General features: G+C 63.9%; 13 protein-coding genes. 11 read left to right on the forward strand and 2 right to left on the reverse strand.

The window, feature by feature from the left end; translation table 11 throughout:
* Nucleotides 1-15: 15 nt before the first annotated feature.
* Nucleotides 16-1026, forward strand: a complete 1011-nt coding sequence (gene gap, locus LY284_RS15620; RefSeq protein ID WP_014192261.1) for a type I glyceraldehyde-3-phosphate dehydrogenase — start codon at nucleotides 16-18, stop codon at nucleotides 1024-1026.
* A gap of 51 nt (nucleotides 1027-1077) precedes the next feature.
* On the opposite strand, the gene LY284_RS15625 is transcribed toward gap, so the two are convergent.
* Nucleotides 1078-1773, reverse strand: coding sequence for a FadR/GntR family transcriptional regulator (locus tag LY284_RS15625; protein WP_014192260.1), 696 nt, complete (start codon nucleotides 1771-1773; stop codon nucleotides 1078-1080).
* Nucleotides 1774-2001: 228 nt separating this feature from the next.
* Between LY284_RS15625 and LY284_RS15630 the strand changes: the two genes are divergently transcribed.
* Genes LY284_RS15630 through LY284_RS15640 form a run of 3 tightly spaced genes read left to right on the forward strand, consistent with a single transcriptional unit; the run spans nucleotide 2002 to nucleotide 4871 of the window.
* A complete protein-coding gene (locus tag LY284_RS15630) occupies nucleotides 2002-3321 on the forward strand; it encodes a C4-dicarboxylate transporter DctA (RefSeq protein WP_014192259.1) in 1320 nt (439 codons plus the stop codon).
* A gap of 30 nt (nucleotides 3322-3351) precedes the next feature.
* Nucleotides 3352-4362: an allantoicase gene (gene alc / locus LY284_RS15635; protein WP_233387034.1), complete on the forward strand. Its 1011-nt coding sequence runs from the start codon at nucleotides 3352-3354 to the stop codon at nucleotides 4360-4362.
* Nucleotides 4359-4871 carry an ureidoglycolate lyase gene (locus LY284_RS15640; RefSeq protein ID WP_233387035.1) on the forward strand — a complete coding sequence of 171 codons (513 nt, stop codon included), beginning with the start codon at nucleotides 4359-4361 and terminating at the stop codon, nucleotides 4869-4871. Before alc ends, LY284_RS15640 begins: the two co-directional genes overlap by 4 nt.
* A gap of 126 nt (nucleotides 4872-4997) precedes the next feature.
* Here the strand turns inward: LY284_RS15640 and fur are convergent, their stop codons facing one another.
* Complete coding sequence (gene fur, locus LY284_RS15645) at nucleotides 4998-5426, reverse strand: ferric iron uptake transcriptional regulator (protein WP_014192256.1); 429 nt, start codon at nucleotides 5424-5426, stop codon at nucleotides 4998-5000.
* Nucleotides 5427-5601: 175 nt separating this feature from the next.
* Between fur and LY284_RS15650 the strand changes: the two genes are divergently transcribed.
* From LY284_RS15650 to holA, 7 genes are all read left to right on the forward strand, one after another.
* On the forward strand, nucleotides 5602-6384 hold the full coding sequence (locus LY284_RS15650) for an outer membrane protein assembly factor BamE (protein WP_014192255.1): 783 nt from the start codon (nucleotides 5602-5604) through the stop codon (nucleotides 6382-6384).
* 109 nt (nucleotides 6385-6493) lie between these two features.
* On the forward strand, nucleotides 6494-7291 hold the full coding sequence (gene dapB / locus LY284_RS15655) for a 4-hydroxy-tetrahydrodipicolinate reductase (protein ID WP_014192254.1): 798 nt from the start codon (nucleotides 6494-6496) through the stop codon (nucleotides 7289-7291).
* A gap of 15 nt (nucleotides 7292-7306) precedes the next feature.
* Nucleotides 7307-7972 (forward strand): MotA/TolQ/ExbB proton channel family protein, encoded by a 666-nt coding sequence (locus LY284_RS15660; protein WP_233387037.1) that lies wholly within the window; start codon nucleotides 7307-7309, stop codon nucleotides 7970-7972.
* Nucleotides 7973-7984: 12 nt separating this feature from the next.
* Nucleotides 7985-8437, forward strand: coding sequence for a biopolymer transporter ExbD (locus tag LY284_RS15665; RefSeq protein WP_045451040.1), 453 nt, complete (start codon nucleotides 7985-7987; stop codon nucleotides 8435-8437).
* Nucleotides 8438-8637: 200 nt separating this feature from the next.
* Entirely contained in the window at nucleotides 8638-11232 is a 2595-nt protein-coding gene (gene leuS, locus LY284_RS15670) for a leucine--tRNA ligase (RefSeq protein WP_233387053.1), read from the forward strand.
* Nucleotides 11233-11273: 41 nt separating this feature from the next.
* Nucleotides 11274-11825: an LPS assembly lipoprotein LptE gene (lptE, locus tag LY284_RS15675; protein ID WP_233387062.1), complete on the forward strand. Its 552-nt coding sequence runs from the start codon at nucleotides 11274-11276 to the stop codon at nucleotides 11823-11825.
* A 21-nt stretch (nucleotides 11826-11846) separates the two neighbouring features.
* Nucleotides 11847-12935, forward strand: coding sequence for a DNA polymerase III subunit delta (holA, locus tag LY284_RS15680; RefSeq protein WP_233387073.1), 1089 nt, complete (start codon nucleotides 11847-11849; stop codon nucleotides 12933-12935).
* Nucleotides 12936-12958: the final 23 nt, after the last annotated feature.

Genomic DNA, 12958 nt, shown 5'->3' on the forward strand with positions numbered 1-12958 from the left:
CCAAGGAGATAGACCATGACGATTCGCGTTGCAATCAACGGCTACGGCCGGATCGGCCGCAACACGCTGCGCGCCTTCTACGAGAACGGCAAGAAGCATGACATCGAGATCGTCGCCATCAACGACCTCGGCGACGCCAAGACCAACGCGCACCTCACGCAGTACGACACGGCGCACGGCAAGTTCCCGGGCGAAGTGTCGGTGGACGGCGATTACCTCGTCGTCAACGGCGACAAGATCCGCGTGCTGGCGAACCGCAACCCGGCCGAGCTGCCGTGGGGCGAGCTGAAGGTCGACGTGGTGCTGGAGTGCACGGGCTTTTTCACGACGAAGGAAAAGGCCAGCGCGCACATCAAGGGCGGCGCCAAGAAGGTCATCATCTCGGCGCCGGGCGGCAAGGACGTGGACGCGACCATCGTGTACGGCGTGAACCACAACGTGCTGAAGGCATCGGACACGGTGATCTCGAACGCATCGTGCACGACGAACTGCCTCGCGCCGCTCGTCAAGCCGCTGAACGACAAGATCGGTCTCGTGAACGGTCTGATGACCACGATCCACGCCTACACGAACGACCAGGTTCTGACGGACGTGTATCACGAAGACCTGCGCCGCGCGCGCTCGGCCACGCACAGCCAGATCCCGACGAAGACGGGCGCGGCTTCCGCGGTCGGCCTCGTGCTGCCGGAACTGAACGGCAAGCTGGACGGTTACGCAATCCGCGTCCCGACGATCAACGTGTCGGTTGTCGATCTGTCGTTCATCGCCGCGCGCGATACGTCGGTCGAAGAAATCAACAAGATCATGAAGGAAGCGTCGGAAGGCGAACTGAAGGGCGTGCTCGGCTACAACGACGCGCCGCTGGTCTCGATCGACTACAACCACAACCCGGCTTCGTCGACGTTCGATTCGACGCTCACCAAGGTGTCGGGCCGTCTCGTGAAGGTGTCGAGCTGGTACGACAACGAGTGGGGTTTCTCGAACCGCATGCTGGACACGGCCGTGGCGCTCGCGAACGCGAAGTAAGTTTCGCTGCGTTCAAGCTGTGCATGAAGCCGCTCTTCGGAGCGGCTTTTTTCATGCCTTGTTCGGAACGGGAAAGTGGACGCCCGCGCGCTGCGCGGCATTCACGATATGGCCTTCGATCGCGCGTCCCGCCTTTTCGCCGTCGCGCGCCTTCAATGCTTCGATGATCACCGCGTGTTCGTGGTACGTCGAGAGCACCAGCTCACGCCGATAGAACGGCAGGCGCTGGCTTTCCTTCATGATGTCGGCGCTGCCGCGCAGAATCGATTCGATCGCCGCATTGCCCGCGAGACTCACGATACGCATGTGGAACGCGAAATCCAGTTGCGCGGCTTCTTCGAGCGCGGATTCCGTCAACGCGCCATGCAGCGAATCGAGATTGTCGTCGAGCCAGTCGATATCCGCATCGCCGATGGAATGCGCCGCGAGCCGCGCGACGAATCCTTCCAGCGCAAAACGCATCTGATACGTATCGGGCAACGACGCCTGATCCGCGAAACGCCACGGGTGCGCGTTGCTCGCCTGCGCGCTGCTCACGTACACGCCTTTGCCCGGACGGATATGCAGCATGCCGAGCGCTTCGAGCGTGGAAAGCGCCTCGCGCAGCGACGCCCGGCTGATCGCCAGTTCCTCCGATAGCTGCCGCTGCGCCGGCAGCAGGCTCCCGACCGGATACACGCTCGATTCGATGCGCTCGCGAATCGTGGCGATCGCGGCGTCGGTCACGGTGTGAGGAACGTTTTTCATAAGAAGAAAACTGTATTGGCCGGTCTGACCGCCATTGTATGCGCGTCCCGCGCGCCCGTGTGAACCACCGTCTGGCGTGCATTTCCGTGCCTGCTTTAGACAGGGTAAACCGTTACGACGACTTCCTTGACTGGGTTATATCGGCTTTCTAATATTCCCCATCACAGCACTGGTCCGACCAGTCGGAACAGTTGCTCTGATCCTGGGACATTACACGAGGAGACGGTCGTGTTGAGATTTCTGAATTCGCTGTTCGGCAGAGTGATGATCGCGCTGGTCATCGGCGTGGTGGTAGGCGCGTTGTTTCCGCATTTCGGCCAGTCGTTGCGGCCATTGGGCGACGGTTTTCTGAAGCTCATCAAGATGGTGATCGCACCGATCGTGTTCTGCGTCGTCGTGAGCGGCATGGCGAGCGCGGGCGATCTCAAGAAGGTCGGGCGCGTCGGGCTGAAGGCCGTGATCTACTTCGAGATCATGACCACGCTTGCGCTCGTCATCGGCGCGATTCTCGCGTGGGTCACGCGGCCGGGCGTCGGCATGAACATCGATCTGCATACGCTCAATGCGGCGTCGCTCACGACCTACACGGAGCACGCGAAGAGCCTGAAGGACACGGCGGGCTTCCTGCTGAAGATCATTCCGGACACCGCGATCGATGCCTTCGCGAAAGGCGACATTCTTCAGGTGCTCGTGTTCGCGATCCTGTTTGGCGCGGCGCTCTCGATGCTCGGCGAGAAGGCGCAGCGCGTGACGGTTTTTATCGACGAACTGTCGAACGTGTTCTTCCGCATCATGGCGTTCATCATCAAGCTCGCGCCGCTCGGCGTGCTCGGCGCGATTGCGTTCACCACCGGCCAGTACGGCGTGGCGTCGCTCAAGCAACTGGGCCTGCTCGTGATGGTGTTCTACGCGAGCTGCTTCCTGTTCGTGTTCGTCGTGCTGGCGATCGTGATGCGCCTCGCGGGCTTCTCGATCTTCAAGCTCGTGCGGTATCTGCGCGAGGAACTGTCGATCGTGCTCGGCACGGCTTCGTCGGATGCGGTGCTGCCGCAGATCATGCGCAAGCTCGAATGGATGGGCGTGAAGGATTCAACCGTCGGTCTCGTGATTCCGACCGGCTACTCGTTCAACCTCGACGGCTTTTCGATCTATCTCACGCTCGCGGTGATCTTCATTGCGCAGGCGACCAACACGCCGTTGTCGATGCATGACCTGATCGTCGTCGTGCTCGTCTCGCTGGTGACGTCGAAGGGCGCGCACGGCATTCCCGGCTCGGCGATCGTCATTCTTGCTGCAACGCTTTCGGCGATTCCCGCGATTCCCGTGCTCGGCCTCGTGCTGATCCTGCCGGTCGACTGGTTCGTCGGCATTGCGCGGGCCGTCACCAATCTGATCGGCAACTGCGTGGCGACGGTGGTCGTCGCCGTGTGGGAAAACGACATCGACCGGGCGCGCGCCAAACGCGTGCTCGACCAGGACGCCGATTACCGCTTCGTGCCCGCCGCGCCGGAACCCGCGCACGGCAACGAACATGCACACGCAATCTGATCACCCGTCAATCACTGAGAGACACGCAAAATGGCCAACCCGATTCTCGACGCAGACGCTCCCGCTTTCGCCCGCCGCTACATGAATCTCGCGGACCCGCGGCTCGGCGCGCAGGCGCTTTTCGCCACCGACGAATTCTTCGCACCGAAAGACCGCATGCTGGAGCCGCAGCCCGCCGTGTTCATCCCCGGCAAGTACGACGAGCACGGCAAGTGGATGGACGGCTGGGAAACGCGTCGCAAGCGCACGACGGGCTACGACTACTGCATCGTCAAACTGGCGCGCGCGGGCGTGATTCACGGCATCGACATCGATACGAGCCACTTCACCGGCAACTTCCCGCCGGCGGCGTCGATCGACGCGTGCTATAGCGAAAGCGCGAATCCTCAGGACGACGGCGACTGGCGCGAGATCGTGCCCTCGACGACCTTGCAGGGCAATCATCATCACTATCTCGAGATCGCCGATACGCGCGCCTACACGCATCTGCGCGTGAACATTTATCCCGATGGCGGCATCGCGCGGCTGCGCGTCTACGGCCAGCCGAAGACGGATTTTTCGCGCGTCGAACGCGGCACGCTGCTCGATCTCGCGGCGATCGAGAACGGCGCGTATCTCGTCGCGGCGAACAATCAGCACTTCGGCCCCGCATCGCAAATGCTGATGCCCGGACGCGGCGTGAACATGGGCGACGGCTGGGAAACGCGCCGGCGTCGCGAGCCCGGCAACGATTGGGCGATCGTCGCGCTGGCGAATCCCGGCGTGATCCGCGCCATCGAAGTCGATACCGCGCACTTCAAGGGCAACTATCCGGACCGCTGCTCGCTGCAGGCGGCGCGCGTCGAGGGCGGCACGGACGAATCGCTCGTCACGCAGGCGATGTTCTGGCCTGTCCTGCTCGATGAGCAGAAGCTCTCGATGGACAACGTGCATCGCTTCGAGAAGGAGATTGCCGCGCTCGGGCCCGTCACGCACGTGCGCTTCAACATCTATCCGGACGGCGGCGTATCGCGGCTGCGCATTTTCGGGGAACTCGAATGAAATCGCTCAGATTGGAACCGCTCACGCGCGAAGCCTTCGCCCCGTTCGGCGATGTCATCGAACTCGAAGGCGCGCGCCATTTTCCGATCAACGCGGGCACGACCGAACGCTTTCACGATCTCGCGAACGTGGATGTCGGCTTCGAAAGCGGCGGGCGGCCGCTCATCAACGTGTTTCGAGGACAGCCGCGCGCGCAGCCGGTCGTGATCTCGATGATGGAGCGGCATCCGCTCGGCAGCCAGGCCTTCGTGCCGCTCGGCGACGTGCGCTATCTCATCGTCGTGGCGCCGGCGGGCGAGTTCGATGCGACCGGCCTGCGCGCGTTCCAGGCGCACGGCTGGCAGGGCGTGAACTATGCGCGCGGCGTGTGGCATCACCCGCTCGTCGTGCTCGATACGGCGGGCGATTTCATCGTCGTGGATCGCGGCGGCGATCTGCCGAATTGCGACGAGATCGACTTGCCCGAACGCTATACGCTGATCGACTCGTCGGCGGCGCGCGCGGCGTAATACGCGAATCGAAATGCGACTGCGAATCGGTTGCAGACGCAAGAACGTAAGGGCGAAACGAAACCGCCGTCCATCGCGAGATGGACGGCGGTTTTCTTTCGAGCCGATAAAACCGGCGCGCGACGCTCAGTGCTTGCGGTGCGGACAGTTTTCCTTCGTGCACGTGCCGTACAGCGCGAGCGCATGCTCGTGGAGCTTGAAGCCGCGTTCCTTCGCGATCGATTGCTGGCGGCGTTCGATCTCGGCATCGAAGAACTCTTCGACACGGCCGCAGTCGATGCACACGAGGTGATCATGATGCGATCCCTCGTTGAGCTCGAATACGGCCTTGCCCGATTCGAAATTGCTTCGCGAAAGCAGGCCGGCTTGCTCGAACTGCGTAAGCACGCGATAAACCGTGGCGAGACCGATATCCAGCTCTTCGTTGAGCAGGCTTCGATACACGTCTTCGGCGGTCAGATGGCGCACCGGACTATGCTGAAAAATTTCGAGAATCTTGAGGCGGGGCAGGGTCGCCTTGAGCCCGATATTTTTGAGATCGGCGGGATTGGTCATGGCTAGGCATCCCTAGAGTACAATTCAAGGTTCTCATAGTAATGCGTTTTTCCAATTCCTGACATCCCGTGAGGAGTCAAGGCGAATCGGACGAAAGGGGCGCGGCCTCGGCGCGTCTCGCGTGAAAGGTCAAATGTTTTCAAAATCTTTATCGAATTGCAGGGAGAGCCGTCGCATGCGGGGAACCGTGATTGCAGCAACCTTGGCCGCATTGCTCGCCGGCTGTTCGGCGTACGACAGCGTTACGCAGAAGATCGCGCAAAGCATCACACCGTATCGGATCACGGTCGTGCAGGGCAACTTCGTTTCGCAGGAAGCGGCCAGTCAGATGCAGGTCGGCATGTCGCGCGACCAGGTGAAGCAACTGCTCGGCACGCCGCTTTTGACCGACATGTTTCACGCGGACCGCTGGGACTACGTCTTCTACTTCAAGCGCGGATCGACGTCCATCGTGCAGCAGCGTGATTTCGTCGTGAACTTCGCGAGCGACCGGGTCGTGAGCTGGTCGGGCGGCGAGAACCTTCCGTCGAACCTGGAGCTGCTCGCGGAAATCGACGGCGACAAGGGCGTCAAGGTCGCGAAGCCGGTTCCCGCGGCGTCGCCCGCGTCGTCGTCGGTGGCCGTGACCGCGCCGGTCGGCGAGCCGTCCACGCAGCCGAACGCTTCCGCGGCCTTCGCAGGCGACGCCAATCAGGAAGCCGCGCAGGCCGCCAACCGCGCGACGGCGCAAGTGGACATGCCCACCGGCCGTCAGCGTTCGTCCGCGTTCAGCAATGCGCCGACGACCTCCGGCGGCGCGCCCGGATCGAACAGCAGTTCCGGCAGCAATTCGCAGATTCAATTGCAGCGCCGGCCGCAGACGATCAACATTCCGGACAGCAGCGCGGTGGGGCCGGCGAGCACGTCGCCGACACCGGCCAACGCGAGCGGTCAGACGCAGTTCACCATGCCGCAATAAACCCGGCTCTCCGGCCGCGAAGCGCGTCCCTCACGGCGCGCTTCGCGCCAGAAGGGCACATCCGCATCATTCGCCGCGCGTTCGTCGCGCGACTCATCGAGAGACAGCCATGAAGATCGCCATCGCCGGCGCATCGGGCCGCATGGGCCGGATGCTGATCGAAACCGTTCTCAACGATCCGGACGCGCAACTCGCCGGCGCACTCGACCGGCCGGGCGTGCCGCAGCTCGGGCAAGATGCGGGCGCGTTCCTCGGCAAGACCACGGGCGTGCTGCTGACCGACGACATCGAGCGCGTCTTTGCCGATGCCGATTATCTGATCGACTTCACGCGCCCCGAAGGCACGATCGCGCATCTCGAAGCGGCGCTGCGCCACGGCGTGAAGATGATCGTCGGCACGACCGGTTTCTCCGACGAACAAAAGGCGCAACTCCACAAGGCGGGCGAGAAGATCGGCGTCGTATTCGCGCCGAACATGAGCGTTGGCGTGAACGTCACGCTCAAGCTGCTCGAATTCGCCGCGAAGCACTTCGCGCAGGGCTACGACATCGAGGTGATCGAGGCGCATCACCGGCACAAGGTCGATGCGCCGTCGGGCACGGCGCTCGCGATGGGCGAAGTCATCGCCCATGCGCTCGGCCGCGATCTGAAGGACTGCGCCGTGTACGCGCGCGAAGGCGTGACGGGCGAGCGCGATCCGTCCACGATCGGCTTTTCCGCGATTCGCGGCGGCGATATCGTCGGCGATCACACGGTGCTCTTCGCGGGCATCGGCGAGCGTGTCGAGATCACGCACAAGTCGGCGAACCGCCTGTCGTACGCACAGGGCGCGCTGCGCGCCGCGCGTTTCCTGCAAGGGCACGACAAGGGCTTCTTCGACATGCAGGACGTGCTCGGCCTGCGCTGATCGCTGCTTTCGACGATGGCCGCAACGGGCGTTATCCACTATCTGCAATCCGGCGATGCCGTCACGCACGCGGTCGCCGGCTTGCTGCTCGCCATGTCGCTCGCGAGCTGGTGTTTCCTGCTCGTGAAGGCGTGGATTCTCGCGCGCGCGAAGTGGCAAGGCCCGCGCGCCTTGCAGCGCTTCTGGCAGGCGGCGAACCTGAAAGACGGCATCGGCGCCTTGCAGCGCGCGGATCGCGAGCGTGTGTTCCTGCCGCTCGCCGAAGCCGCATGGCGCGCGTCCGAAGCCGAGATGCCCGGCGCCATGCTCGCGCGCGTCGAGCGTAGCGAACGCGTGCTGCGCGCACTGCGCCACGCGTTGCTGCGTTCGCAACGAAGGCTCGAATTCGGTCAGGTTCTGCTCGCATCGGTGGGCAGCACGGCGCCGTTCGTCGGCTTGCTCGGCACCGTGTGGGGCATCTATCACGCGCTCAGCAGCATCGCGTCGAGCGGGCAGGCGATGATCGAAAACGTCGCAGGGCCGGTCGGCGAGGCGCTCATCATGACGGCGTTCGGGCTCGTGGTCGCAATCCCCGCCGTGCTCGCGTACAACGTGCTTGGGCGCTACGTCCGGCAGATTTCCGAGGAGCTCGACGGCTTCGCGCACGATCTGCACGCGTTCGTCTGCGGCCCGGCGGAGTAGGAGCGCGCAGCGATGGCCTTCGGCGGACTCGACAAGCAATCCAACGGCCAGCCGATGGCGGACATCAACATGACGCCGCTCATCGACGTCATGCTCGTTCTGCTCGTCATCTTCATCATCACCGCGCCGCTCTTTACGCACGCGATCCGGCTGGATTTGCCCAAGGTCGCGTCGCAGCCCGTGCGCGAAACGCCGCAGACCATCACACTTTCCATCGACGACGCCGGCAAGCTTTTCTGGAACGATTCGCCGGTCAGTCTCGATCAGATGCGCGCGCGTTTCGCCGAGGCGGGGAAGGCGGCGCAGAAGCCGGAGCTGCATGTGCGCGCATCGGGCGCGACGCGTTATGACGTCATCGCTCAGGTGATGGGCGCGGCGCAGGGTGCGGGGTTGGAACGCATCGGTTTCGTCACGCAGCCAGTTCGGCCGCCGGCAAAAAGCCAGGCGCAGGCCCCGGCGCAATAAGCGCGCGAGTTGCCGCGCATCGAACGGTATAATCGCGATTTCCCTGTTCGGCGGGCTTGGCTACAGCCAGCAGGCCCGAATTCCGACGCCGCGCCGTGTCAGCAATGCCGCAGCGCTTGGACTCGTCGCCCGACGCCCTGAAGCGAAAGCGGCCGGTCCCGAGGTCCGTTCCCAGCATTTGCCGAAAGCCAAACCACACCATGCACGATAAATACGTACCCGCCGACGTCGAATCCGCCGCGCAGAGCAACTGGCGCGCGAACGACGTCTACCGGACGACCGAGACGTCGGCCAAGCCCAAGTTCTACTGCGTCTCGATGCTGCCGTATCCGTCGGGCAAGTTGCATATGGGGCACGTGCGCAACTACACCATCAACGACGTGATGTACCGCTATCTGCGCATGAACGGTTACAACACGCTGATGCCGATGGGCTGGGACGCGTTCGGCATGCCCGCGGAAAACGCGGCGATGGCCAACCACGTGCCGCCGGCGAAGTGGACGTACGAGAACATCGCGTACATGAAGAAGCAGATGCAGTCGATGGGCCTCGCCATCGACTGGTCGCGCGAAGTCGCCACCTGCTCGCCGGATTACTACAAGTGGAACCAGTGGCTGTTCCTCAAGATGCTCGAAAAGGGCATCGCGTACAAGAAAACGGGCACGGTGAACTGGGACCCGGTCGATCAGACCGTGCTGGCGAACGAACAGGTCATCGACGGGCGCGGCTGGCGCTCGGGCGCGCTCGTCGAAAAGCGCGAAATCCCGATGTACTACCTGCGCATCACCGATTACGCGGATCAACTGCTCGACGATCTCGAAGGGCTCGGCTGGCCCGAGCGCGTCAAGATCATGCAGCAGAACTGGATCGGCAAGAGTTTCGGCGTGAACTTCGGCTTCCCGTATGAATCCGACGGCGAAGCGAAACTGCTGCGCGTCTTTACTACGCGCGCCGACACGATCATGGGCGTCACCTTCGCGGCGGTCGCGGCAGAGCATCCGCTCGCCACGCGCCTTGCGCGCGACAACGCGGACCTGCAGGCGTTCATCGACGAATGCAAGCGCGGCGGCGTCGCTGAAGCCGACGTCGCGACGATGGAAAAGAAGGGCGTGCCGACCGGCTTTTTCGTTACGCATCCGCTGACGGGCGCGCAGGTCGAAGTGTGGATCGGCAATTACGTGCTCATGTCCTATGGCGAAGGCGCGGTCATGGGCGTGCCGTCGCACGACGAGCGCGACTTCGCGTTTGCGAAGAAGTACGGCTTGCCGATCAATCAGGTCATCGAGATCGAAGGCAAGACGTATTCGACCGACGCATGGGAAGAGTGGTACGGCGACAAGACCGCGGGCAAGCTCATCAACAGCGGCAAGTACGACGGCATGACCACGGAAGAAGCGATCAACGCCATCGCCGCGGACCTGAAAGCGAAGGATCTCGGCGACAAGCAGGTCACGTGGCGTCTACGCGACTGGGGCATCTCGCGCCAGCGTTACTGGGGCACGCCGATTCCGATCATCCACTGCCCGAGCTGCGGCGACGTGCCGGTGCCGGAGAAGGATTTGCCCGTCGTCTTGCCGGAAGATCTCGTGCCGGACGGCACGGGCAATCCGCTTGCGAAGTCCGAAGCGTTCCTGAACTGCGCGTGCCCGAAGTGCGGCGCGGCGGCCAAACGCGAAACCGACACGATGGACACCTTCGTCGATTCGTCCTGGTACTTCTCGCGCTACAGCGCGCCGGACGCCAAGACGATGGTCGACGAGCGCACCGACTACTGGATGCCGATGGATCAGTACATCGGCGGCATCGAGCACGCGATTCTGCACTTGCTGTACTCGCGCTTCTGGACCAAGGTCATGCGCGACATGGGCCTCGTCAAGTTCGGCGAACCGGCGAAGAACCTGCTCACGCAGGGCATGGTGCTGAACGAAACGTTCTATCGTGAAGACGCGTCGGGCAAGAAGACCTGGTACAACCCGCTCGATGTCACCGTCACGCACGACGACAAGGGCCGTCCGACCGGCGCGACGCTGAACGCCGATGGTCAGCCGGTCGTGCTCGGCGGCGTCGAGAAGATGTCGAAGTCGAAGAACAACGGGGTCGATCCGCAGACGCTGATCGATCAATACGGCGCGGACACCGCGCGCCTGTTCGTGATGTTCGCGGCCCCGCCGGAGCAATCGCTCGAATGGTCGGGTGCGGGCGTGGAAGGCGCGAGCCGTTTCCTGCGCCGCGTGTGGCACTTCGCTCACGGCAATGCCGAGGTGCTGCGCCATCACGCGAAGCTCGATGCGTCGAAGCTCGACGACGCCGGCCGTGCGCTGCGCCGCGAAATCTACACCGTGCTGAAACAGGCCGATTTCGACTACGGCCGCCTTCAGTACAACACGGTCGTCTCCGCGGCGATGAAGATGCTCAACGCGCTCGAAGGCGCGAAGAGCGCGGGCGAAGGCCTGCTGAATGAAACCTTCGGCGTGCTGCTGCGCGTGCTGTATCCGGTCGTGCCGCATCTGACGTTCCAGTTGTGGTCCGAACTCGGCTACGAGAAGGAATTCGGTCCGCTGCTCGACGCGCCCTGGCCGAAAGTCGACGAAGCCGCGCTGGAGCAATCGGAGATCGAGCTTGTGCTGCAGGTCAACGGCAAGGTGCGTGGCGCGCTGACGGTCGCGAAGGATGCGTCGCGTGAGAGCATCGAACAGGCCGCCATCGCGCATGAAATGTTCGAAAAGTTCTCGGAAGGCCGCGCGCCGAAAAAGGTCGTCGTGGTGCCGGGACGTCTCGTGAACGTGGTCGTCTGATGCGCAAGATCAGGGGAGTCGATGTGAATCGTGAAGCCGGCATGAGCAGACGCTCGTTTCTGGCGCTGCTGGGCGGCGCGGCGGCGCTGTCCGCGTGCGGCTTCCAGTTGCGCGGCCAGCAGGATTACGCGTTCAAGCGGCTCGCGATCGCGGGCGGCACGCCGCAGATGGTCGCGCGCCTCGAACGCATGGTTCAGGGCGGCAGCGACACGGTGATCGTCCGGCCGTCCGAGAAGCCCGAAGCAACGCTCAATCTGTCGGAAGGCCAGGGCTCCCGTACGCTCAGCCTGAACGCGCAAGGCGTGGTGCAGGAATACGAACTGGTCTACAACCTGAGCTATTTTCTGACCGGCGCCGACGGCACGGTGCTGATTCCGCCGAGCGCCATCGCGCTGAATCGCTCGATGACGTATAGCGATCAGTACACGCTCGCGAAATCGCAGGAGGCGACGCTGCTCTACAACGACATGCGCAACGACGCCGTCGATCAGTTGACGCGCCGGCTCGCCACGGTGCGCTCGCTGCATCCGGCGCCGGGCGAGCAGACGCCGGGCGTCGCGCCACGTGCGCCGCTGCCGGTACCACCGCTCTGATCGACCGCATTCGACTGGCACATGCAACTGAAGCTCGACGCGCTCGAAGCGCACCTTGCGAAAGGCCTGAAGGGTCTATACGTCGTCTACGGCGACGAGCATCTGCTCGCGCAGGAAGCGTGCGACCGCATCCGGGCGGCGGCGCGCGCGGGCGGTTTCACCGACCGCGCGGTATTCACCGTCGAGCGTGGTTTCGACTGGAGCACGCTTATCGGCGCGACGCAGTCGATGTCGCTTTTCGGCGACCGGCAACTGATCGAACTGCGCATTCCGACGGGCAAGCCGGGCAAGGAAGGCGGCGAAGCGCTGAAGATGCTCGCCGCCGCCGACAACCCCGACGTGGTCACGCTCGTCACCCTGCCGCGCGTGGACGGCGCGACGCAGAAAACCGCGTGGTTCACGGCGTTGACCGGCGCGGGCGTCGCGTTGAAGATCGATCCGATCGAACGTGCGCAGTTACCGATGTGGGTCGGCCAGCGCCTCGCGCAGCAAGGCCAGCGCGTCGCGCCGGGCGAAGAAGGGCGGCGCGCGCTGTCGTTCATCGCGGAACGGGTGGAAGGCAATCTGCTTGCCGCGCATCAGGAAATTCAGAAGCTCGGGCTGCTGTATCCCGAAGGCGTGCTCACCTTCGAGCAGATCCACGACGCCGTGCTGAACGTCGCGCGCTACGACGTCTTCAAGCTCAACGAGGCCATGCTGACGGGCGATATCGGCCGGCTCGCGCGCATGCTCGATGGCCTGAAGGGCGAGGGCGAGGCCGCGGTGCTCGTGTTGTGGGCGCTCGTCGAGGAAGTGCGTACGCTCTTGCGCATCAAGCGCGGCGTCGCGGCGGGCAAGCCGCTTGCCACGCTCCTGCGCGAGAACCGCGTCTGGGGGCCGCGCGAACGGCTGATCGGCCCGGCGCTCGCGCGTGTGACCGATGACGCGCTGGAAAAAGCGCTGTCGCTCGCGGCGCGGCTGGATCGGCAGGTGAAAGGCCTGTCGGGCAGCACGGGCAAGCGCGGCAGCGAACCGCCGCCCGATCCGTGGGCCGGCATGTTCGAACTGGCGATGGCCGTCGCGGGCGGCAAGCCAGCGCAGGCGGCGACCGCGCCGCGACCGCGTCGCTAGGACGCTTTGTTGCAGGCTGTTGC

Source organism: Caballeronia sp. PC1 (genome assembly GCF_021353155.1).
GTDB classification, from domain to species: domain Bacteria; phylum Pseudomonadota; class Gammaproteobacteria; order Burkholderiales; family Burkholderiaceae; genus Caballeronia; species Caballeronia cordobensis.